The sequence below is a fragment of the Kitasatospora sp. NPDC053057 genome (genome assembly GCF_044546945.1).
GTDB lineage: Bacteria > Actinomycetota > Actinomycetes > Streptomycetales > Streptomycetaceae > Kitasatospora.
Genome location: NZ_JBITZP010000002.1, coordinates 51978 through 72557, shown reverse-complemented (window position 1 = coordinate 72557; position 20580 = coordinate 51978). Strand labels below are relative to the sequence as shown.

Sequence of the window (20580 nt, the reverse complement as noted above, 5' to 3'; positions counted from 1 at the left end):
AGTGGTGTCCGGCCAAGTGGTTCGGTCAGATGCGACGGCTGAAAGAGAGCACAGACGTGTCCCTTGAACGAGAGCACAGAGATGTCCCTCGCCCACCCCACGTCGTCAGTGGCGTCGCACGGATGGGCGGCCACGGGCGCGGAGCCCGTCCGTCGCATCGCGCCCGTCGGCTGTACCAGCGCCGGGGTTTCTGGGCGGCTGTCGGCCTGGCGGTCGTGGGCGCCTCCGTGGCCGTGGTCAACACGGCCTCGGCGGGCACCGTGTCGGTGGACACCAGCCCCTGGTACCTGCTGGTCAACCGCAGCACCGGCCAGGTGCTGGACGACTACGGCTACGGCGCGTACGACGGCGCTTCGGTGGTGCAGTGGAGCCGCACCGGCGAGGCGAACCAGCAGTGGAAGTTCCTCGACGCGGGTGACGGGAAGTACCGGCTGCAGAACCGGTACTCCGGAAAGGTGCTGGACGACTACGGCTGGTCGAAGGCCGAAGGCTCCCAGGTGAGGCAGTGGAGTGACCTGAACGGCGCCAACCAGCAGTTCCACCTGGAAAAGTCGTCGGGCGGCTATGTGCGTCTGATCAACACCTTCAGCGGCAAGGCCGTCGAGGTCCCGCTCGGCTCCAGGACCGACGGGGGCCAGATCGCCCAGTACCACGACTGGAACGGCGCCAACCAGCAGTGGCAGCTCGTCCCGGCCGGCAGCGCCGGAGGCACCGGGAACACGGGGGGCTCCGGCAGCAGCGCCACGCCCACCAAATCTGCCACGCCAGGCGGCAGCGCTCCGACGAGCCAGGCCCCGACCGGTAACCACCCGACGTCGGCGCCGCCGGCGGCTCCGGCCGGCGGCGGCAACAACTCGGCGAAGAGTTTCATGGGCAGCAACACGGTGCTCATCGGCGGCTCGATGTCCGACGCCTCGGCGAACGCCGCGCCGTTCGACGTGCAGTACGCCTACGTGCACAGCCAGCCCGCGCCCTCCTCGGACTACTACACGGCGGCCCGCTGCCAGGACGCGTGGACGGGTTGGTGGGGTTGCTGGAACGGCAGCACCACGGCGCCCGGCACGTACGTGACCTGGCGGGACGCCAAGGCGGCTCAGGAGACCTACCAGGGCAAGCCGCGCCCGCAGAAGTTCCTCTGGACCTGGTACTCGCTGCGCGACCTCGGCGACGCGGCGGGCCAGGGCGACGGTCCGGGCGAGGTCAAGGCCATCAACAGGGCCGACCTGCTCACCCGGTACCTGAACGACTACCGCTTCTTCCTCCAGAAGATCGGCACCTCGCACGACATGATCGACCTCGAGCCCGACTTCTGGGGCTACGTCCGGTCGCTCGGCGACCCGCACCAGGTCGCCGCGCAGGTCACGGCCGCGGACCCGACGGACTGCGGATCGCAGGAGAACAGCGCCGCCGGACTCGCCCAGTGCCTGATCTCGATGGCGCACAAGTACGCTCCGAACACCGCCGTCGGAATGCACCTGTCCTGCTTCGACTGGCAGCAGAACACCCCGCAGTGCGTCAGGGACTACGCCCACCTCGGCGCACAGAACGCCGACTTCCTGGCCACCGACGTGTCGGACCGCGACGCGGGCTGGTACGCGCAGCCCGCCCATGGCGGCCTCGACAAATTCTGGACCGACCAGAAGGCCGCCGCCCAGCTGTCGTTCTACAAGACGATGGCCGAGTCCGTGGGCAAGCCGGTGGTCCTGTGGCAGATCCCCGTGGGCAACATGGCGCAGAACAACACGCTCAACCACTACAAGGACGACAAGGTGGACTGGTTCTTCGCGCACATGGACCAGGTGGCGAACGCGCACATCGCCGGTCTGCTTTTCGGCGCGGGGCAGCAGGAACAGACCACGGCCGAGACCGACGGCGGAAATCTGATCAACAAGACGATCGCGTACCACAACTCGGGCGGTACAGCGCTCAAGTAGGCGAAAGAAGGACTGTGGCCCCACCTCAGGCCGTGCACCTTGCTGATTATCGTGGAAAGGACGATGACGAACAGCCGGGCCAGGACCGATCGCGCCCAGGGTGGATCCTCACTACCGCTTCTCTGCAGTTCGCCGTGGTCGAGACGGTGGTGCGTGGCTCCGGACGGCCTGAACTGGACGCGAGGGGCCCAGACCATGTGATGGTCTGGGTCCCTCGGCCAGTGGTCAGCGTCCCAGGTTGGTGTCGGCGGGGATGGTGCCGAGGCGGCCGGCCTGGAAGTCCTCCATGGCCTGCTGGAGTTCGCGGTGGCTGTTCATCACGAACGGGCCGTACCAGGCGACGGGCTCGCGGATCGGCAGGCCGCCGAGGAGAACCACCTCGAAGTTGGCGTTGCGCGAGTCCTGCTTCTCGTCGGCCCGGATGGTGAGGGTGTCACCATCGCCGAACACCACCGCCTGGCCCATGTGGAACGGGCGCCGTTCCATGCCGGCCGAGCCGGTGCCGGCCAGGCCGTAGGCGAGGGCGTTGAAGTCGGCGCGCCAGGGCAGGGTGATCTGGGCTCCGGGGTTGATCGAGGCGTGGATCATGGTGATCGGGGTGTGGGTGGCGCCGGGGCCCTGGTGGCCGTCGATCTCGCCGGCGATCACGCGGAGCAGGGCGCCGCCGTCCTCGGAGCCGAGGAGCTTGACGCTGCTGCCGCGGATGTCCTGGTACTTGGGGGCGATCATCTTGTCCGAGGCGGGCAGGTTGACCCACAGCTGGAGGCCGTGGAACAGGCCGCCGGACATCACCAGCGACTCCGGCGGGGTCTCGATGTGCAGCAGACCGGAGCCGGCCGTCATCCACTGGGTGTCGCCGTCGGTGATGACGCCACCGCCGCCGTGCGAGTCCTGGTGGATGAACGTTCCGTCAATGATGTAGGTGACCGTCTCGAAGCCGCGGTGCGGGTGCCAGGGGGTGCCCTTGGGCTCGCCGGCCGCGTAGTCCACCTCGCCCATCTGGTCCATCATGATGAACGGGTCGAGGTACTTGGTGTTGATCTTGGCGAAGGCGCGGCGGACGGGGAAGCCCTCGCCCTCGTAGCCCTCGGGGGCGGTGGCCACGGTCAGTACCGGCCGGGCGTTCGCGACGGCCGGGTCCGGCGTGGTGACGCGCGGGAGGGTCAGCGGGTTGTCGACGGTCACGGCGGGCATGTCGGCCTCCTTTGAGGGGCTCTGGCCTACGTGCACGAGGTTAGTTCAATTCTCAACAACAAGCAAGTTGAAACTTGAACTATGTGCCGACGAGAAAGCGCGGGGCTTCCTCTCGGGACGGGTCAGCCGTACATCCGGCGCATGGTGAAGTCGACCATCTGCTCGACCGCCTTGGCGTCGAACACCATCCGGTGCTCGCCCTCCATGTCCAGCGCGAAGCCGTAGCCGGTCGGCAGCAGGTCCAGCACCTCGGCCCCGGTGACGGTGAAGTGCTTGGAGTCCTTGCCGGCGTACCGGCGCAGTTCCTTGAGCGAGCTGAACATCGGGATCACCGGCGTCGGGGTGTTGTGCAGCGCCAGGAAACCGGGGCGGTCGCCGCGCGGGCAGTGCACCTTCGAGGTGATGAAGATGGCCTGGAAGTCCTCGACCGCCATCGAGCCCGTGGTGAACGCCCGGACCGCGTCCGCCAGGGACGGCGGGGAGGGCTCCGGGTAGAGGGACTGCTGGGGCGCCTGCCCCTGCGTGCCGTAGGCGTCCGGTCCGGGCATGCCGTTCATGCCCGGCTGCGGACCCGCCTGCTGCTGGTAGGGGTCACCCGGGTATGCGTTCTGGTCATATCCGTACACACGGACAGGCTAGCGGGAGGGCACCCGCCCGCGCTGGCGTCGATCCTGACAAGGAGTGGTCGTCCCGGCTTGTGGGACGTGACCACGTTCATAGCGGATTAACCGTCGGGGGCTTGCCCAAGTTACCGCTGGGTAGCATCATGATGCCTACTGGTGGGTACGGGACGCCCGAAACGCGGCGGTCACCCGGAAGCGACGAACCGGAGAAAACAGGCCATGGGTCACTACAAGTCCAACCTGCGGGACGTGGAGTTCAACCTCTTCGAGGTGTTCGGTCGCGACCAGGTGTACGGCACCGGGCCGTTCGCGGACATGGACGTCGAGACCGCGAAGAACATCCTCAGCGAGATCACCCGCCTCGCCGAGAACGACCTCGCCGCGTCCTTCACCGACACGGACCGCAACCCGCCGGTCTTCGACCCGGAGACCAACACCGCGCCGATCCCGGCCGCCTTCAAGAAGAGCTACCAGACCTTCATGGACGCCGAGTGGTGGCGCCTGGGCATCCCGGAGTCGATCGGCGGCCAGGTCACCCCGAACTCGCTGATCTGGGCCTTCGCCGAGCAGATCCTGGGCTCGAACCCGGCCATCTGGATGTACTCCTCCGGCCCGGCCTTCGCCGGCGTCATCGCCGAGGAGGGCACCGAGGAGCAGCTGAAGGTCGCCCAGCGGATGACCGACCGCCTGTGGGGCTCCACCATGGTCCTCACCGAGCCCGACGCGGGCTCCGACGTGGGCGCCGGCCGCACCAAGGCGATCAAGCAGGAGGACGGCTCCTGGCACATCGAGGGTGTGAAGCGCTTCATCACCTCGGGCGAGCACGACATGTCCGAGAACATCGTCCACATGGTGCTGGCCCGCCCCGAGGGCGGTAAGCCGGGCACCAAGGGTCTCGGCCTCTTCATCGTCCCGAAGTTCGACTTCGACTGGGAGACCGGCGAGCTCGGCGAGCGCAACGGCGTCTACGCCACCAACGTCGAGCACAAGATGGGCCTCAAGGCCTCGAACACCTGCGAGATGACCTTCGGCGCCAAGCACCCGGCCAAGGGCTGGCTGCTCGGCGAGACCGTCGACGGCATCCGTCAGATGTTCAAGATCATCGAGTTCGCCCGCATGATGGTCGGCACGAAGGCCATCGCCACCCTCTCCACCGGCTACCTGAACGCCCTGGAGTACGCCAAGGAGCGCGTGCAGGGTGCGGACATCTCGCAGTTCCTGGACAAGACCGCCCCGCGCGTCACCATCACCCACCACCCGGACGTGCGCCGCTCGCTGCTGACCCAGAAGGCCTACGCCGAGGGCATGCGCGCGCTGGTCCTGTTCACCGCGTCCACCCAGGACGACATGCTGGCCGCCAAGCTCCGCGGCGAGCGCGACGAGGCCGCCGAGCGCCTCAACGACCTGCTCCTGCCGATCGTCAAGGGCTACGGCTCGGAGAAGTCCTACGAGCAGCTCGCCCAGTCCCTGCAGACCTTCGGTGGCTCCGGCTACCTGCAGGAGTACCCGATCGAGCAGTACATCCGTGACGCCAAGATCGACACCCTGTACGAGGGCACCACGGCGATCCAGGGCCAGGACTTCTTCTTCCGCAAGATCGTCAAGGACGGCGGCCAGGCGCTGGCCGCGCTGTCCGAGCAGATCCAGAAGTTCCTCGCCTCCGCCGAGGGCGGCGACGCCCTGGCCGCCGAGCGCGAGCTGCTCGCCAAGGCCGCCGGCGACCTGGAGGCCATCGTCGGCAAGCTGATCGCCGACCTGACCTCGGTCGAGCAGGACGTCAAGAACATGTACAAGGTGGGCCTCAACACCACCCGCCTGCTGATGGTCTCCGGCGACGTCGTCGTCGGCTGGCTGCTGCTGCGCCAGGCCGCGGTGGCCCTGGCCAAGCTGGAGGCCGGCGCCTCGGAGAAGGACGTGCCGTTCTACCAGGGCAAGGTCGCGGCGGCCCGCTTCTTCGCCAAGAACGTCCTCCCGACCGTCGCCCCGCAGCGGGCGATCGCCGAGGGCATCGACAACGAGATCATGGAGCTGGCGGAGGAGGCCTTCTAAGGCCTGCCCCCCTTCTGACCGCCTGACGAAACCCTCACGCCGAAGGGCCCGGCTGCCACCGGGCCCTTCGGCGTTTCCGCTTCGTGGTCAACTGAGTTATCTCCCCGGGGACTTCGCTGCCTCTTCTGGGCCCGGTGAGGTGCGCGTTCACGGTTGTGTCCGTGTTCCACATCGCTTGCCGGGTATCGAATGCCATGTCCGTGTACGGGCATATGCTCAAGGTGCGAAGCCGATCCCCCATCCGGCTTCGGCCCTCCCTCGACCCTGGAGCAGTATGTCGACCGCCGCCCGCCGGGCATTCTTCGACCGGACGCACACCGACGATCTGATCGCGTTCCTCGGCACCTCGCCGTCCCCGTACCACGCGGTCGCGAGCGCCGCCGAGCGCCTGGAGAAGGCGGGGTTCCGTCAGGTCGCGGAGACGGACGCCTGGGACGGGGCGGCCGGCGGGCGCTACCTGATCCGCGGTGGCGCGCTGATCGCCTGGTACCTGCCGCAGGGAGCGGGGCCGGAGACGCCGTTCCGGATCGTCGGCACCCACACCGACTCGCCCAACCTGCGGGTGAAGCCCGTGCCGGACACCGGCTCGGCCGGGTGGCGGCAGGTCGCGGTGGAGATCTACGGCGGGGTGCCGCTGAACACCTGGCTCGACCGTGACCTCGGCCTGTCCGGCAGACTCGCGCTGAAGGACGGCAGTGAGCGGCTCGTCCAGCTGGACGAGCCGCTGCTGCGCGTGCCCCAGCTCGCCATCCACCTGGACCGCCAGGTCAACGACGGCATGAAGCTCGACCGGCAGCGCCACCTCACCCCGATCTGGGGCCTCGGCCCGGTCGACGAGGGCTCGCTGATCGCCTACGTCGCCGAGCGGGCCGGGCTGGCCGCCGAGGACGTGGCCGGCTGGGACCTCATGACCCACGACGTCCAGCCCGCCTCCTACCTGGGCCGGGACCGCGAGCTGCTGGCCGGCCCGCGCCTGGACAACCTGCTCTCGGTGCACGCGGCCACCGCCGCGCTGGCCGCCGTCGCGGTGGCCGTCGCCGGGGGCGAGGTCGCGCTGCCGTACATCCCGGTGCTGGCCGCCTTCGACCACGAGGAGACCGGCAGCGAGTCCGACACGGGTGCGCAGAGCCCGCTGCTCGGCAACGTGCTCGACCGGACGATCCACGCCCGCGGCGGCTCCCCGGAGGACCGCGCCCGGGCGCTGGCCGGCACCGTCTGCCTGTCCTCGGACATGGGCCACGCCGTCCACCCGAACTACTCCGAGCGGCACGAGCCGGGCCACCACCCGCTGCCGAACGACGGGCCGATCCTCAAGGTCAACGTCAACAACCGCTACGCGACCGACGGCGTCGGCCGGGCGGTGTTCGCGGCGGCCTGTGAGAAGGCCGGCGTGCCGTGGCAGACCTTCGTGTCCAACAACGCGATGCCCTGCGGGACGACGATCGGCCCGATCACGGCGGCGCGGCTGGGCATCAAGACGGTGGACTGCGGCATCGCGGCGCTGTCCATGCACTCGGCGCGCGAGCTGTGCGGGGCGGAGGACCCGTACCTGCTGGCGAGCGCGATCAAGGCCTTCCTGGAGGGCTGAGCGCGGTGACGCGGAGGGGGCCCGCCGGAACCGGCGGGCCCCCTCCGCGTCACCCGGTCACTCCATGCCCGCCAGGACCAGCGGGAGGCGGCGGGCGCCGTCGGCGACCAGCTTCACCGGCACGCCCCAGTCCTGCTGGTGCACGTGGCAGGCCGGGAACTCGATCTCCGGGTCGTCGTCGCAGGAGGCGGCCATCGCCGAGACGTGCAGCACGCCCTCGGTGACCTGGTCGGACAGCACCAGCTCGCGGGAGAGGTCGGTGTCCGCGCCCGCGCCGGAGACCAGCAGCTCGGGCGGGGTCGCACTGACCAGCAGCCGGGTGGACGGGCCGTAGCGCTCGTCCAGTTTCTGGCCGCTCGGCGCCTCGAAGACCACGTCCAGCCGGAGCGCGCCGGGCGCGACCTCGGTGGCCGCGCGCTGGGTGCGGTGCGCCACCGACTCGACCCGTACCGCCTCCTCCGGCAGCCGCAGCCGGGTCAGCCGGTGCCGGGCCGACTCGACCACCACGATGTCGCCGTCCACCAGCACCGCCCCGGAGGGCTCGCGCAGGTCGGTGGCCAGGGTGGTGACCTCGCCGCTCGCCGGGTCGAAGCGGCGCAGCGCGTGGTTGTAGGTGTCGCTGACGGCGACCGAGCCGTCCGGCAGCACGGTCACGCCCAGCGGGTGCTGGAACAGGGCCTGGTCGGCGCTGCCGTCGCGGTGGCCGAAGTCGAACAGGCCGGTGCCGACGGCGGTTTCGACCGTCATGGTTTCACGTGAAACGAAGCGCAGCGCGGAGGTCTCGGAGTCGGCCACCCAGAGCCTCCCGCCGTCCGCGGAGACGGCCAGGCCGGACGGCTGGGCGAACCAGGCCTCGGCGGCCGGGCCGTCCACCAGGCCCTCGTTGGTGGTGCCGGCCGCGACGCCGACCGTGCCGGCCGCCGGGTCGTACGCCCACAGCTGGTGCACGCCGGCCATCGCGATCCACACCCTGCCGTCGAACCAGGCGACGTCCCAGGGCGAGGAGAGGTCCACCTCGCGGGCCGGGCCCTCGGTGGCCGAGCCCTGCCACCACTGGCGGCCGGTGCCGGCCAGGGTGGTGACGCTGCCGTCGGCGAGGCGCACGCCGCGCAGCGCGTGGTTCACGGTGTCGGCCACGACCACGTCGTAGTCGTGGCCCTCCGGCAGCAGCGCGAGGCCCTGCGGCTCGCTGAACCGGGGGCTGGTGCCGTCCACCAGGCCGCGCTGCCCGTCGCCGATCCGGCGCACCACCGTCTCGCCGTCCTCGGCCAGCTCGACCAGCGAGTGGTGGCCGGAGTCGGCGACCAGGAAGTGCCCGTTCGGCAGCCTGACCGCCTTGCCGGGGAACTTGAGGTCCCCGGCGGCCGGCTCCGGCGCCACGTACGGGCCGTCGCCGCGCCGCAGGGTGCCCTTGGCCTCGTGCTCCGCCTCCAGCTCGCCCACCAGCCGGGCGATCGCGTGGGCGTGGCCCTCACCGGCGTGCTGGGCCACCACGTAGCCCTCGGGGTCGATCACCACGAGCGTCGGCCAGGCCCGGACGGCGTACTGCTTCCAGGTCGCGAGCGCCGGGTCGTCCAGCACCGGGTGGTGCACCTCGTACCGGGCGACGGCGTCCACGACGGCCTGGTGGTCGGCCTCGTGCACGAACTTGGGCGAGTGCACGCCGACGATCACCACGGTGTCGCGGTGCTCCTCCTCCAGCTCGCGGAGCTCGTCGAGGACGTGCAGACAGTTGATGCAGCAGAAGGTCCAGAAGTCCAGGATGGTGATCTTGCCCCGGAAGTCGGCGAGGGTGAGTTCCTTGCCGCCGGTGTTCAGCCAACCGCCTGCCCCGACCAGCTCGGGGGCGCGTACACGTGCACGAGATGCCATGGCTGTATCCAACCCCATGAGGGGTCGGGGGCATTCCGGGGTGAGGGGGTTGGTGTTGGGGGGTGGGCTTTGTCGATGGTCGTGGTTACGGGTGCGAAAGATCGGCCTGCCAGCGGATTTCGCCGTCCTGGGTGTGCGGGGTCGGGTGGAGGCCGAGGGCGCGGGCGATGCGCGCGGAGGCCTCGTGGTCGGGGTGGATGTGGGCGAGGACGGTGGTGACGCCGGTGGCGGCGAGGTGGGCGAGCAGGGCGCGGGCGGCCTCGGTGGCCAGGCCGCGGCGCTGCCAGCGGGTGCCGACCACCCAGGCGAGTTCGGCTTCGGCGGCCTCCGGGCGGACGGTGGCCTGGACGTAGCCGGCCAGGGCACCGTCGGCGCGCAGCCGCAAGGCCCAGTTGCCCCAGACCTCGGCCGGGTCCGGGGAGCCGGCGGCGAGCCGGGCGCAGCGGGCCCGCATCTCCTCGGGGGTGGCCGGGCGGCCGCCGGTGAAGGCGTGCAGGGCGGGGTCGGCGAGGGCGACGGCCAGGTCGTCGGCGTGCTCGGGAGCGAGGGGGAGGAGGTCGAGGCGCTCGGTGCGCAGGGGGGTGATCGGCATGGCGATATTGAAGCGGTGCGGCGCGGCGGTGCTTCGCGGCGGGTGCGGGTGCGGGTCGAATGGGTGGTTCGAGTCCGACGACGGAGGAGGCTGTGGTGCGGTACCTGGTCAGGGAGAAGCTGTTCGCGGTCGGCGACGACTACTGGATCGAGGACGACCGGGGGCACAAGGCCTACCTGGTGGACGGCAAGGTGCTGCGGCTGCGGCACACCTTCGAGCTGAAGGACGCGCGCGGGCGGGTGGTCGCGGTGGTGAAGGAGAAGATGCTCACCGTCCGCGACGCGATGAAGATCGAGGACGCCGACGGCGAGGTGGTCGCGACCGTCCGGGAGAAGCTGTTCACCCCGTTCCGGGACAAGTACCTGGTGGAGCTGGCCTCCGACGGCGAGCTCCGGATCCACGGCGACCTGATCGACAAGGACTACCGGATCGAGAACCACCACGGCGACCAGCTCGCCCGGATCTCCCGCAAGTGGTTCCGGGTCCGGGACACCTACGGGGTGGAGGTCGCCGACGGCGCGGACACCGGGCTGCTGCTCGCGATCGCGGCCTGTGTCGACCACCTGGTGGCGGAGGAGCACTGAGTCACCGAGGGTGCGGCTCCGTGCCGAGGACGTGCTCCCGGCCCCAGGCGCCCAGCGGGGCCAGCGCCGCGTTCAGGTGCCGTCCCGCCTCGGTCAGCGCGTATTCGACCCGGGGCGGCACCTCCTGGTAGGCCTCCCGGTGCACGATGCCGTCCGCCTCCAGCTCGCGCAGGTGGGCGGCCAGCACCTTCTCGGTGATCCCCGGCACCAGGCGGCGCAGCTCGCCGAAGCGGCAGTGCGGGCGCTCGCCGAGGGCCCACAGGATCAGCACCTTCCACTTGCCGCCGATCACGTCCATCGCGGCGTCGATCCCGCAGACGTACGCCCCCGGCCTTGGCACGGTCGCCATGGCCCACCCCTTCCGACCTTGTCGCTCACCCCAGGGTAACCACCCACTCCGAAGTGCGTACTTGATCACGGGACGGGGCTGCGCCGAGGCTGATCGGCATGGCACAGAACACAGTTGAGAACGTCGGGAAGAGCCCCGTCACCCTGCTCGGCCTCGGTGCGATGGGCACCGCGCTGGCCCGCGCCTGGCTCGCCGCCGGGCACCCGCTGACCGTCTGGAACCGCTCCGCCGCCCGCGCCGAGGCGCTCGCCGCCGAGGGCGCCGCGGTGGCGGCCACCGCCGCCGAGGCCGTCGCGACCGGTCGGCTGGTGGTGGTCTGCCTGCTGGACGACGCCTCGGTCGAGCAGGCGCTGACCGGGGCCGACCTGGCCGGCCGGGACCTGGTCAACCTGGTCACCAGCACCCCCGGCCAGGCCCGCGACCGGGCCGCCTGGGCCGAGGCCCGCGGCGCCCGCTACCTGGACGGCGGGATCATGGCCGTCCCGCCGATGATCGGCGTCCCGGCGGCCGGGGCGTACGTGTTCTACAGCGGCTCGGCGCAGCTGTTGGAGGAGCACCGGGAGACGCTGGCCGCCCCGGCCGGGGTCCGGTACGTCGGCGCGGACGCCGGGCACGCGGCGCTGCACGACGTGGCGCTGCTCAGCGCGATGTACGGGATGTTCGCCGGGGTCGCGCACGCCTTTGCGCTGGTGCGGGGCGAGGAGGTGAAGCCGGGCGATCTGGCACCGCTGCTGGGGAGTTGGCTCACCGCGATGGCCGGGTCGGTCGAGCGGACGGCGGCGCAGCTGGAGAGCGGCGACTACACCACGGGCGTGGTCTCCAACCTGGCGATGCAGGTGGCGGGCAAGGAGACGCTGCTGCGCACCGCCGAGGAGCAGGGGGTGAGCGTCGAACTGTTGTCCCCGTACTTCCGGTTGATGGAGCACCGGCTGGCGCTCGGCGGCGGCGCCGAGGACCTGACCGGGGTGGTCGACCTGCTGCGGCGGTGAGGGCCGGCCGGTAACGTACCGGCATGGCTGACCTTGAAGAACGCGCCAACGTCGTCGCGTCCGGCCCACGGCAGACCGGGGTGGGGGCGGGCGTCCGCCGGCGCCGCGCCGCCGACCTCGCCGACTGCGTCCGGGCCCTGGCCGACGTCCACGCCACCGACGGCTACCCCGCCGAGTGGCCCGAGCGGCCCGCCGCCTGGCTCACCCCGGATGGCCTGCTGGCGGCCTGGGTGGCCGAGGCGGACGGGCGGATCGCCGGTCACATCGGTCTCGTCCGCAGCGCCCCGGGGGACATGGGCCCCGGTCTGTGGAGCCTGCGGACCGGCGGACGCCCGGAGCTCACCGCCGTGATCGGCCGATTGTACGTCGCCCCGACGGCGCGCGGGCGGGCCGTCGGCGCGCTGCTGCTGGCGCGCGCCGTGGCGCACGCGCGGGTGCTCGGGCTGCACCCCGTGCTCGATGTGCTCGCCACCGACACCGCCGCCCTGGCCCTCTACCGCCGCCTCGGCTGGACCCCGCTCGGCAGCGGCGAACAGCGCTGGGCCTCCGGCCGTACGGTCCTCGTCCACTGCTTCGCCGCGCCGAGGGGGTGAGTCGGACGTGCCGCGGCCGCCCGGCCGCACCGTCGGGCGGCCGCTCTAGACCAGGATGACTTCGACGCCCTGTTCGAGGCCGGCGAAGTCAGCTCCGTTCCGGGTGTACAACGGCAGGCCGTGAGCGGCAGCCGTGGCCGCGATCATCAGGTCCATGCGACGCGGGCGGGGGTCCCGCTTGGCCTGGACCGTGAGGGCGACCAGTGTGCCGAATCGCCGTGCCGCCTCACGGTCGAACGGCAGGGCGGCGAACTCGGCCTCGACGTCGGCGAGACGCTGGGCCCGGGCCAGCATCTGCACCGGCTCCTTCGCCATGGCCACACCCTGGGCGAGTTCGGCCAGCACGATGGACGACACCGCCGCGTCGACAGGCAGGAGCTGCGGGTCGATCTGTGGAAGGTCGATGACGACGCAGGTGTCGAGCAGCCCGCGTTGGCGTCGCTCGGTCACGCCTGCTCCCACGGGTCGTCGCCGCCGACCCGGTCCTCGTCACCGTAGAAGGCGTCGGCTTCGGCACGCAGCTGCGCCGCGTCGACGGCGGGCGCGTTCTGCCACTTCCGCTGGAGCTCTTCGACGGGGACGAATCGACGGCGACTGCTGATCGGACGGACCTCGGCGATCTCGGTGCCGTTGCGGGTGATGTGGTAGATCTCGCCGGCTTCGACATCGTCGAGTACGGCCTTGGACCGCGCCGCGAGTTCGCGCTGCGTGATGGTCTTCATGCGGCCATTGTATCGCGCCGTAATGCACTGTGTAGCGTCGTTTCGAGGCCGCCTCGGTCAGCCCGCCGAGCGGTCGGCCGTCGGGCGGCGGCGGAGGGCCGGGGTGGTGAGGGACGGGGGCTGCCAGGCGCCGTCGGCCTGGTAGAGGTCGGTGCCGGGCGGGACGATGGCGTCGATCCGGTCCAGGGTGGCGTCGTCCAGGACCAGGTCGGCGGCCTTGAGGGCGGATTCGAGCTGCTCCATGGTGCGCGGGCCGATGATCACCGAGGTGACGGCGGGGTGGGCCAGCGGGAAGGCGGTGGCCAGCTCGGGCAGGGTGCGGCCGAGGCCGTCGGCGAGCTCGGTGAAGGCCTCGACCGCGTCCAGCTTGGCGGCCGTGGTGGGCAGCGTCGGGTCGAAGCGGCCCGGGTTGATGGCGGCGCGGCCCTGGCTGAGGTCGATCGGTTTGCCCTTGCGGTAGCGGCCGGTGAGGAAGCCGCCGGCCAGCGGTCCCCAGGTCAGCGCGCCCATGCCGAGCCGCTGCACCACCGGCAGCACGTCCCGCTCGATGCCGCGGGCGAGCAGTGAGTACGGCGGCTGCTCGGTGCGGAAGCGCGGCAGGGCGCGGCGCTCGGCGACGTGGTGGGCGTCCACGATCTGCTCGGCGGGGAAGGTCGAGCAGCCGAAGGCGAGGATCTTGCCGGCCCGGACCAGGTCGCCCAGGACGGCGAGGGTCTCCTCGATGTCCGTGGTGTGGTCAGGCCGGTGGATCTGGTAGAGGTCGATCCGGTCGGTGCGCAGCCGGCGCAGGCTCTCCTCCACCTCGCGGACGATCCAGCGCCGCGAGTTGCCGCCGCGGGCCCGGCCCTCGCCCATCGGGAAGTGCGCCTTGGTGGCGAGCACGATCTCGTCCCGGTCGCCGCGGGCGGCCAGCGTCTTGCCGACGATCTCCTCGGACTCGCCGGCCGAGTAGATGTCGGCGGTGTCGACGAAGTTGACGCCCCGGTCGAGTGCGGTGTTGATGATCCGGGCGCAGTCGTCGTGGTCGGGGTTGCCGATGGCGCCGAACATCATCGTGCCGAGGCAGTAGGCGCTCACCTCGATGCCGGTGCCGCCGAGAACGCGGTAACGCATGGTCGTACTCCCCAGGTTGGTGGGTCGGTGCTGCGGTGGTGGCTCAGAGGCTAGGACTTGGAGTGCGCTCCAAGGCAAGGGCGGCGCGGATCCCCCTTGGTGGGGAAGTTGGATCAGCACGCGGGCGGAGGCCGGGGCGGGGCGGCGCGGGGGCGCCCGGGTCTCCTGAGGGGTTTGCTGAGGTGGCAACAAATCTTGCCGATACGGGATGGTCGGTCGCAGCCTGGCGGTGGAGGTGAGCGCCTCTGGGCGGTCGGCAACGTCGCCGACCCGCGCGTCCGGCCCGGCCGTGGCCGCCTGAGTGGCGAAGCTACCACCGCGCCCACCACCGAGCCCACCACCGAACCCACCACCGGAGAGGGGACACCATGTCCGCACACCAGCACCAGCACCAGCACGGGCACCAGCCCCACGGACACGGACACGGACACGTGCCCGCCGCCGACCTCGACTGGGACGCCCTCGCGGCGCACCTGGAGCTGGAGGCCGACCTGCGCGCCGAGGCCGTCACCGGGGCCGGGCGCTGGCTGGCCGGCCTCGCCGGGGACGGCGCGGTGCGCCGGGTGCTCGACGTCGGCGCCGGGCCCGGGGTGATCGCCGGGCTGCTCGCCGAGGTCTTCCCGGCGGCCGAGGTGGTCGCCGTCGACCAGTCGGCCGCCCTGCTGGAACGCGCCCGGGGCCGCTCGGGCGGCCGCCTCGGCACTCAACAGGCCGACCTGCCCGCCGAGTTCGACAAGCTCGGCGAGGCCGACCTGATCTGGTCCGGCAACGCGATCCACCACCTCGGCGACCAGCAGGCCGCACTCACCGCCCTGGCCGGACGGCTGCGGCCCGGCGGTCTGCTCGCCGTCGCCGAGAGCGGCCTGCCGGCGCGCTACCTGCCCCGTGACTTCGGCCTGGGCCGGCCCGGCTTCCAGGCCCGGCTGGACGCGGTGCACGAGGACGGCTTCGCCGCGATGCGGGCCGAACTGCCCGACACCACCGAGGAGATCGAGGACTGGCCAGCCATGCTGCGGCGGGCCGGACTGGTCCCCAGCGGCACCCGTACCTTCCTGGTCGACCACCCGGCCCCGCTGGCCCGGCCGGTCCGCGAGTACCTGCGCACCCAGCTCGTCCGGCGCCACGACCAGCTCGCCGAGGTGCTCGACCCGGAGGACCGGGCGACCCTGGAGGCGCTGATCGAGGAGGACGCCCCGACCGGCGTCCTGCACCGCCCGGACGCCTTCTACCTCTCGGCGATGACCGTCCACACCGCCCGCAGGGGCTGAGCGCCGCCCCCGCCCGTCGCTTCCGAGGCCACGACGGGCGGGGGTCTTATGGTCGAGGGGTGACAGCGAACGAGCAGGGCTTCGTCGTGGTGACCACCACCCACGAGACCGAGGAGCAGGCCCGGGACCTGGCGGCCGCCGTGGTGCGGGAGCGGCTGGCGGCCTGTGCGCAGGTGTACCCCGTCCGCTCGGTGTACTGGTGGGAGGGCGAGGTGCAGGACGCCGAGGAGTGGCGGATCGACCTCAAGACCCGGGCCGAACTCGCCGATCGGCTGGCCGGGTTCGTCGCCGGGCGGCACCCGTACGAGACCCCCGAGGTGATTGCCGTGCCGGTGGTGGCCGGCAGCCCCGGCTACCTGCGCTGGGTGGCCGGGGAGACCGCGCCGTAACGGATCAGGGCGCGACCTGGAGGAAGGCCAGCACCGCCAGCACCCGGCGGTGGTCCTCCTCGGAGGGCGGCAGGTCGAGCTTGAGGAAGATGTTGGCGGTGTGCTTCTTCACCGCCCGTTCGGTGATCACCATCCGCTCGGCGATCGCCCCGTTCGAGCGACCCTCCGCCATCAGCTCCAGCACCTCGCGCTCACGGGGCGTCAGACGCTCCAGCGGCTTGCTGCGGCCGGTGTTGTTGACCAGCATCGCGATCACCTGCGGGTCCAGCGCGGTGCCGCCCGCCGCCACCCGGTGGACCGTCTCCACGAACTGGTCGGGGTCGAAGACCCGATCCTTCAGCAGGTAGCCGATCGCGCCGCTGCCGTCGGCGAGCAACTCCTTGGCGTAGAGCTGCTCCACGTACTGGGAAAGCACGAGCACCGGCAGACCCGGGATCTGCCGGCGCGCTTCCAGAGCCGCCTGCAGGCCCTCGTCGGTGAACGTCGGTGGCAGTCGTACGTCGACGACTGCCACGTCCGGACGTTCGGTGAGGAGGGCCTGCAGGAGATCCGGTCCGGTGTCCACCGCGGCCACGACCTCGAAGTCGTAGGCCTGCAGCATCCGGATCAGACCGTCCCTCAGGAGGAAGAGGTCCTCCGCGAGTACAACTCGCACGGCAGCTCCATCGTCAGGGTCGTGGGGCCGCCGAGCGGGCTGCGGACGGCCAGGACTCCGTCGAAGGTAGCAAGCCGGCGCTCCAGCCCGCGCAGGCCGGTGCCGCGGGAGGGGTCGGCGCCGCCGTTGCCGTCGTCCGTGATCTGGGTCTTCAGCGTGCCGTTCTCGTACCACAGTTGGACGTCGACGTGGCCGGCGCCGGAGTGCTTGGCGGCGTTGGTGAGGGCCTCGGAGACGGCGAAGTAGAGGGCGGACTCGACCGGGGCCTCGGGGCGGCCGGGCAGCTCGGCGGAGACGGTCACGTTCAGCGGGCTGTCCATGCACAGGGCCCGGACGGCGTCGGCGAGTCCGCGGTCGGCCAGCACCGGCGGGTGGATGCCGCGGACCAGGTCGCGCAGCTCGTTGAGGGCGGAGGCGGAGGCCTGACGGGTCTCGGCGAGCAGCTGCTTCGCGGCCTCCGGGTCCCGCTCGACCAGGCGCTCGGCCACGCCCAGGTTCATGCCCATGGCCACCAGCCGGGCCTGCGCCCCGTCGTGCAGGTCCCGCTCGATGCGGCGCAGTTCGGCGGCCTGGGTGGTCAGCGCGTCGCGCCGGGTCTCGGTGAGGTGCGCGACCTTGCGCTCGGCGGCCAGTGCCTCGGCACGGGCGGTCGGGCCGAGCAGCGACTTGGCGAGCGCGGTGTGGGCCCGCATCGCGCCGGGGGCGATGGCCAGGCCGGCCAGCATCACCGGGACGCCGAACAGGGCGGCGGTCCCGGCCGCACCCGAGTCGGTGACGTGGATCCACAGGTACCAGGTGTTGCCGCCGCTGTCGGCGATCGACTGCCAGAGCTGCGGCAGCAGCAGGCCGAAGACGCCGTAGGCGAACACCGAGAGCGGGAAGATCGCCACCGTGAAGCCGATCACCGGGTCGACCAGCAGCCAGAGCAGGTCGCGCCAGGTCGCCTGGTCGGACAGCATCGCCTGGCAGCGCTTCCAGGCCCCCTTGAAGCCCGCCTCGGCGTCCGGCAGCGGCTGGTAGGGGTCACGGATCTCGACCCCGGACCAGTTGGCGGCGAGCCGGCGCCGCAGGCCGGCCAGGCCGCGGATCGCCAGGATCGTGGGCGGCACGAGCAGCGCGCCGACGCCGAGGCCCAGGAGGGAGGCGGCGACCGTGGCCGCGGTGAGCAGCAGCAGCTGCGGCACCGCGAGGGCTGCCAGGACCGGGCCGCGCAGGCAGGACCGGATGGCGTTGCCCAGCGCCCGGAGCGGGTTCCGCCCGGAGCGGCCGGTCGTGGTGTCGGTGTTCTGCACGTTGTTCACAACTCCCGTGGTGATGCTGCTGGTCATGACCGCTCGGCCCTTCCCGTGACGGCCTCGCGGCCGGTATCCCTACCCGTTGCTTGCTGACGACATCCAGATTGCCGTCCGCCGCGATTCCGATCACTGGGCCCTGGACCCCTCTTGGTGGTACCTGGGTACACCCCCCGATTGACGCCCAGAGGCCATGTCCCGGGGGAGGGCATCCCTCCTAGTGTTGTCGGTGTCGGGAGGCGACCCGCCACAGCGCGCCGGAGCTTCCACAATCCACGTGCATCGAACGGGAGTTCACCATGAGCGAGCGACGCGCAAAGGCGAACCGGCCGCTGGTCAGGCGGGGTTGGGTCCGACTCGTACTGGTGCTGGCGGCCATCGGTCTGTTCCTGTACGGGCTCACGCCGGACCGTGCCCACGCGGCCACCACGAAGGCGGGCAGCGGGAGTTCGGCGGCGGGCGGCTCGACGGCACCACCCGACCCCGGGTCGGTGAAGCGGCTGTTCGACGAGATCGTGCCGAAACTGCTCGCCGAGCACAAGATCCCCGGCGCGGCGGTGAGCGTGGTGGCCGGCGGGCAACAGGTCTTCGCCGGCGGGTACGGGGTCTCCGACGTGCCGAACCGCAAGGCCGTCGACCCGGCCCGGACGGCCTTCTTCATGGGCTCCGACGCCAAGGTGTTCACCGCCGTCGCCGTCCTCCAGCAGGTCCGCGCGGGCAAGTTGGACCTGCACGCGGACGTCAACACCTACCTGACCACCTTCAAGATCAGGGACAGCTACCCGGGCCGCCCGGTCACCGTGGAGAACCTGCTGACCCACACCGGCGGCTTCGACGACACCTTCATGGGGCTGGCGGAGGCCGAGCCCCAGCACAGCGGCGGGCTGGGAGCCGCGCTGGCCGCCCACCAGCCGGACCGGGTCCGCGCGCCCGGGGTGACCGCCGCGTACGACAACTACGGTGTCGCGCTCGCCGGTTACCTGGTCGAGGTGGTTTCCGGCCAGCCGTTCGACCGGTACGTCGCGCAGCACGTCCTGCAGCCGCTCGGCATGGACCACACCACCTTCACCCAGCCGCACCCCGCCCCCATCGACGCCGACCTCGCGCACGGCTACCGGCCGGAGGGCGGCGGCCAGACCGAGACCAAGGGGCTGTACGGGCCGCTGACCCCGACCGGGGCCGCCGCCGTCACCACGGTGAGTGACATGGGGCGGCTGATGCTCGCCCAGCTGCACGGCGGAGCCTTCGACGGCCGGTCGATCCTGGACCAGGAGGGCGACGCCCTGCTGCTCGCCCGGCACTTCGGGCCGGACCAGCGGATGCCCGGCATGGCGTACCTGCTCGAACAGCGCGACCGGAACGGGCAGCAGCTCCTGGTCAAGGACGGGGACGTGCCCGGGTTCCACAGCAACCTGGCGCTGCTGCCGGCGCGGGGCGTCGGGCTGTACGTGACCGTCAACGGGGACGGTGAGGGCTCTACCGGCGGGTGGATGACCCAGCAGGTGCTGAACGCCTTCGTCGATCACTTCTACCCGGCTGCCGCGGCCGGTGCTCCGGCGGCGGCGGGCGGGGACCTGGCGAAGTTCACCGGGGACTACCGGTCGACCCGGGTCAGCCAGTCGAACCTGACCAAGGCGGCGGCGCTGATGGGGTCGGTGCACATCGCGGCCCGCGACGGGCGACTGGTCGTGACCGGGCCGGTCAGCCGGGATCCCTCGGTGGGGGAGACCCAGTGGGAGCAGGTGCAGCCGGGGCTCTTCCAGCAGGTGGGCGGCAGCGCCCGGATCGCCTTCGAGCTGAACGGGGACGGGGACGTCACGTCGATGCTGACGGACAGTGACCCGACCATCGCGTACGAGCCGTTGGCGTGGTACCAGGCGCCGGAGCTGCACCAGCGGATCGCGCTCGGCAGCCTGGCGGTGCTGGCGCTGACCGTGATCGGGTGGGGCGTGGCGGCGGTGGTGCGGGCGGCGCGGGGCAAGGGGCGGGCCGAGCAGCCGGTGGCGCGGCTGCTGGGGTGGCTGACCGGGGCCGTGCTGGTGGTGGCCACGGCGGGCTTCGCGCTGCTGACCTCGGACTCCAACGCGCTGAACCAGACGCTGTTCCTGGGGGACTCGCCGCTGCTGAAGGTGGTGCCGGCGATGTTCCTGGGGGCGGCGGTGCTGACCCTGCTGATGGTGATCTGCGCGGTGGTCGCCTGGCGGCGGGGTTGGTGGGGGGTGTTCGGGCGGCTGCACTACACGGGGGTGACGGTGGCGGCGCTGCTGTTCCTGGTGCTGGCCGGGGGTTATGACCTGATCGGGACGGGGAACTTGGCGGGGTCGTTGGATCTGATCGGATGACGGGGGTGGGTGGGGCCCGGGGCCGGGGAGGCTCCGGGCCTTTTGGCGTTTTCCGGGGGTGCGGGGGTGTGGGGGTGGGGGTGCGGGGGTGGGGGTGCGGGGGTGGGCGCGTGGGGCGGGGCCCGCGCGCCCACGCTGACGGCCCCGGCGCGGAGGCGTCGGGGCCGTCGGGGCTGTCGGGGCCGTCGAAGGGGTCTGGGTCAGGCGACGATTTGCCAGGAGGTGGTGGGGATCGGCGGTCTCAGGGAGACGTCGTGCCAGCGGACTCTGCGGGGGGCGGGTTGGGCTCTGGTTGCCGCCTGGGCTCTGTGGCGTTGGAGGAGGAGGACGGTGAGGGTGGCGATCTCCTCGGGAGTGAGGTCGGTGCGGTCGGTGCGGAAGAGGGGGGTTCGCTCGGTCATTTCGGGCCTCCGGGTGCGGGAACCCCGACGG

The 20580-nt window shown here is 71.7% G+C and carries 20 protein-coding genes; 9 read left to right on the top strand and 11 right to left on the bottom strand.

Annotation, left to right across the window (positions count from 1 at the left end):
* The first annotated feature begins 215 nt into the window (after nucleotides 1-215).
* Nucleotides 216-1934 (top strand): RICIN domain-containing protein, encoded by a 1719-nt coding sequence (locus tag ACIG5E_RS02890; protein ID WP_396531081.1) that lies wholly within the window; start codon nucleotides 216-218, stop codon nucleotides 1932-1934.
* Between the two features lie 225 nt (nucleotides 1935-2159).
* Here the strand turns inward: ACIG5E_RS02890 and ACIG5E_RS02885 are convergent, their stop codons facing one another.
* Both ACIG5E_RS02885 and ACIG5E_RS02880 read right to left on the bottom strand, forming a co-directional pair.
* Nucleotides 2160-3128, bottom strand: a complete 969-nt coding sequence (locus tag ACIG5E_RS02885) for a pirin family protein (RefSeq protein ID WP_396531080.1) — start codon at nucleotides 3126-3128, stop codon at nucleotides 2160-2162.
* Nucleotides 3129-3250: 122 nt separating this feature from the next.
* Nucleotides 3251-3754, bottom strand: a complete 504-nt coding sequence (locus ACIG5E_RS02880; protein ID WP_396238167.1) for an SseB family protein — start codon at nucleotides 3752-3754, stop codon at nucleotides 3251-3253.
* A gap of 216 nt (nucleotides 3755-3970) precedes the next feature.
* Here ACIG5E_RS02880 and ACIG5E_RS02875 point away from each other — a divergent pair, with 216 nt between their 5' ends.
* Together ACIG5E_RS02875 and ACIG5E_RS02870 are read left to right on the top strand one after the other, a co-directional pair.
* A complete protein-coding gene (locus ACIG5E_RS02875; protein WP_396531079.1) occupies nucleotides 3971-5800 on the top strand; it encodes an acyl-CoA dehydrogenase in 1830 nt (609 codons plus the stop codon).
* 274 nt (nucleotides 5801-6074) lie between these two features.
* The gene (locus ACIG5E_RS02870) at nucleotides 6075-7388 is read left to right on the top strand and encodes a M18 family aminopeptidase (protein ID WP_396531078.1); all 1314 of its coding nucleotides are present in this window, start codon (nucleotides 6075-6077) and stop codon (nucleotides 7386-7388) included.
* Between the two features lie 57 nt (nucleotides 7389-7445).
* Here ACIG5E_RS02870 and ACIG5E_RS02865 read toward each other — a convergent pair whose 3' ends face one another.
* Together ACIG5E_RS02865 and ACIG5E_RS02860 are read right to left on the bottom strand one after the other, a co-directional pair.
* Complete coding sequence (locus ACIG5E_RS02865) at nucleotides 7446-9260, bottom strand: NHL domain-containing thioredoxin family protein (RefSeq protein WP_396531077.1); 1815 nt, start codon at nucleotides 9258-9260, stop codon at nucleotides 7446-7448.
* An 85-nt stretch (nucleotides 9261-9345) separates the two neighbouring features.
* On the bottom strand, nucleotides 9346-9852 hold the full coding sequence (locus ACIG5E_RS02860; RefSeq protein WP_396531075.1) for a GNAT family N-acetyltransferase: 507 nt from the start codon (nucleotides 9850-9852) through the stop codon (nucleotides 9346-9348).
* Between the two features lie 95 nt (nucleotides 9853-9947).
* On the opposite strand from ACIG5E_RS02860, the gene ACIG5E_RS02855 reads away from it, so the two are divergent.
* Complete coding sequence (locus ACIG5E_RS02855; protein WP_396531074.1) at nucleotides 9948-10436, top strand: LURP-one-related/scramblase family protein; 489 nt, start codon at nucleotides 9948-9950, stop codon at nucleotides 10434-10436.
* Nucleotide 10437: 1 nt separating this feature from the next.
* On the opposite strand, the gene ACIG5E_RS02850 is transcribed toward ACIG5E_RS02855, so the two are convergent.
* Nucleotides 10438-10785 carry a winged helix-turn-helix transcriptional regulator gene (locus ACIG5E_RS02850; protein ID WP_396531073.1) on the bottom strand — a complete coding sequence of 116 codons (348 nt, stop codon included), beginning with the start codon at nucleotides 10783-10785 and terminating at the stop codon, nucleotides 10438-10440.
* Between the two features lie 98 nt (nucleotides 10786-10883).
* On the opposite strand from ACIG5E_RS02850, the gene ACIG5E_RS02845 reads away from it, so the two are divergent.
* Together ACIG5E_RS02845 and ACIG5E_RS02840 are read left to right on the top strand one after the other, a co-directional pair.
* Nucleotides 10884-11774, top strand: a complete 891-nt coding sequence (locus ACIG5E_RS02845) for an NAD(P)-dependent oxidoreductase (RefSeq protein ID WP_396531072.1) — start codon at nucleotides 10884-10886, stop codon at nucleotides 11772-11774.
* Nucleotides 11775-11797: 23 nt separating this feature from the next.
* Nucleotides 11798-12367: a GNAT family N-acetyltransferase gene (locus ACIG5E_RS02840; protein WP_396531071.1), complete on the top strand. Its 570-nt coding sequence runs from the start codon at nucleotides 11798-11800 to the stop codon at nucleotides 12365-12367.
* Nucleotides 12368-12412: 45 nt separating this feature from the next.
* Here the strand turns inward: ACIG5E_RS02840 and ACIG5E_RS02835 are convergent, their stop codons facing one another.
* From ACIG5E_RS02835 to ACIG5E_RS02825, 3 genes are read right to left on the bottom strand one after another with little or no spacing between them, the layout of a single operon-like run.
* The gene (locus tag ACIG5E_RS02835; protein ID WP_396531070.1) at nucleotides 12413-12817 is read right to left on the bottom strand and encodes a type II toxin-antitoxin system VapC family toxin; all 405 of its coding nucleotides are present in this window, start codon (nucleotides 12815-12817) and stop codon (nucleotides 12413-12415) included.
* Complete coding sequence (locus ACIG5E_RS02830; RefSeq protein ID WP_396531069.1) at nucleotides 12814-13089, bottom strand: type II toxin-antitoxin system Phd/YefM family antitoxin; 276 nt, start codon at nucleotides 13087-13089, stop codon at nucleotides 12814-12816. Before ACIG5E_RS02830 ends, ACIG5E_RS02835 begins: the two co-directional genes overlap by 4 nt.
* A gap of 57 nt (nucleotides 13090-13146) precedes the next feature.
* The gene (locus ACIG5E_RS02825) at nucleotides 13147-14202 is read right to left on the bottom strand and encodes an aldo/keto reductase (RefSeq protein ID WP_396531068.1); all 1056 of its coding nucleotides are present in this window, start codon (nucleotides 14200-14202) and stop codon (nucleotides 13147-13149) included.
* Nucleotides 14203-14570: 368 nt separating this feature from the next.
* Here ACIG5E_RS02825 and ACIG5E_RS02820 point away from each other — a divergent pair, with 368 nt between their 5' ends.
* Both ACIG5E_RS02820 and cutA read left to right on the top strand, forming a co-directional pair.
* A complete protein-coding gene (locus tag ACIG5E_RS02820) occupies nucleotides 14571-15470 on the top strand; it encodes a class I SAM-dependent methyltransferase (RefSeq protein ID WP_396531067.1) in 900 nt (299 codons plus the stop codon).
* 59 nt (nucleotides 15471-15529) lie between these two features.
* Nucleotides 15530-15859, top strand: a complete 330-nt coding sequence (gene cutA / locus ACIG5E_RS02815; protein WP_396531066.1) for a divalent-cation tolerance protein CutA — start codon at nucleotides 15530-15532, stop codon at nucleotides 15857-15859.
* Nucleotides 15860-15863: 4 nt separating this feature from the next.
* Here cutA and ACIG5E_RS02810 read toward each other — a convergent pair whose 3' ends face one another.
* Together ACIG5E_RS02810 and ACIG5E_RS02805 are read right to left on the bottom strand one after the other, a co-directional pair.
* Nucleotides 15864-16514, bottom strand: coding sequence for a LuxR C-terminal-related transcriptional regulator (locus ACIG5E_RS02810; RefSeq protein WP_396531065.1), 651 nt, complete (start codon nucleotides 16512-16514; stop codon nucleotides 15864-15866).
* A complete protein-coding gene (locus tag ACIG5E_RS02805; protein WP_396531064.1) occupies nucleotides 16478-17842 on the bottom strand; it encodes a sensor histidine kinase in 1365 nt (454 codons plus the stop codon). Before ACIG5E_RS02805 ends, ACIG5E_RS02810 begins: the two co-directional genes overlap by 37 nt.
* 263 nt (nucleotides 17843-18105) lie before the next feature.
* On the opposite strand from ACIG5E_RS02805, the gene ACIG5E_RS02800 reads away from it, so the two are divergent.
* Entirely contained in the window at nucleotides 18106-20148 is a 2043-nt protein-coding gene (locus ACIG5E_RS02800; protein ID WP_396531063.1) for a serine hydrolase domain-containing protein, read from the top strand.
* Nucleotides 20149-20348: 200 nt separating this feature from the next.
* On the opposite strand, the gene ACIG5E_RS02795 is transcribed toward ACIG5E_RS02800, so the two are convergent.
* Nucleotides 20349-20549, bottom strand: coding sequence for an acyl-CoA carboxylase subunit epsilon (locus tag ACIG5E_RS02795; protein ID WP_396531062.1), 201 nt, complete (start codon nucleotides 20547-20549; stop codon nucleotides 20349-20351).
* Nucleotides 20550-20580: the final 31 nt, after the last annotated feature.

Coding starts and splice junctions, on each gene's coding strand:
- ACIG5E_RS02885 (WP_396531080.1), bottom strand. CDS start 3,128: ATGCCCGCCGTGACCGTCGACAACCCGCTGACCCTCCCGCGCGTCACC.
- ACIG5E_RS02875 (WP_396531079.1), top strand. CDS start 3,971: ATGGGTCACTACAAGTCCAACCTGCGGGACGTGGAGTTCAACCTCTTC.
- ACIG5E_RS02870 (WP_396531078.1), top strand. CDS start 6,075: ATGTCGACCGCCGCCCGCCGGGCATTCTTCGACCGGACGCACACCGAC.
- ACIG5E_RS02865 (WP_396531077.1), bottom strand. CDS start 9,260: ATGGCATCTCGTGCACGTGTACGCGCCCCCGAGCTGGTCGGGGCAGGC.
- ACIG5E_RS02860 (WP_396531075.1), bottom strand. CDS start 9,852: ATGCCGATCACCCCCCTGCGCACCGAGCGCCTCGACCTCCTCCCCCTC.
- ACIG5E_RS02850 (WP_396531073.1), bottom strand. CDS start 10,785: ATGGCGACCGTGCCAAGGCCGGGGGCGTACGTCTGCGGGATCGACGCC.
- ACIG5E_RS02845 (WP_396531072.1), top strand. CDS start 10,884: ATGGCACAGAACACAGTTGAGAACGTCGGGAAGAGCCCCGTCACCCTG.
- ACIG5E_RS02840 (WP_396531071.1), top strand. CDS start 11,798: ATGGCTGACCTTGAAGAACGCGCCAACGTCGTCGCGTCCGGCCCACGG.
- ACIG5E_RS02830 (WP_396531069.1), bottom strand. CDS start 13,089: ATGAAGACCATCACGCAGCGCGAACTCGCGGCGCGGTCCAAGGCCGTA.
- ACIG5E_RS02825 (WP_396531068.1), bottom strand. CDS start 14,202: ATGCGTTACCGCGTTCTCGGCGGCACCGGCATCGAGGTGAGCGCCTAC.
- ACIG5E_RS02820 (WP_396531067.1), top strand. CDS start 14,571: ATGTCCGCACACCAGCACCAGCACCAGCACGGGCACCAGCCCCACGGA.
- ACIG5E_RS02805 (WP_396531064.1), bottom strand. CDS start 17,842: ATGACCAGCAGCATCACCACGGGAGTTGTGAACAACGTGCAGAACACC.
- ACIG5E_RS02800 (WP_396531063.1), top strand. CDS start 18,106: ATGAGCGAGCGACGCGCAAAGGCGAACCGGCCGCTGGTCAGGCGGGGT.
- ACIG5E_RS02795 (WP_396531062.1), bottom strand. CDS start 20,549: ATGACCGAGCGAACCCCCCTCTTCCGCACCGACCGCACCGACCTCACT.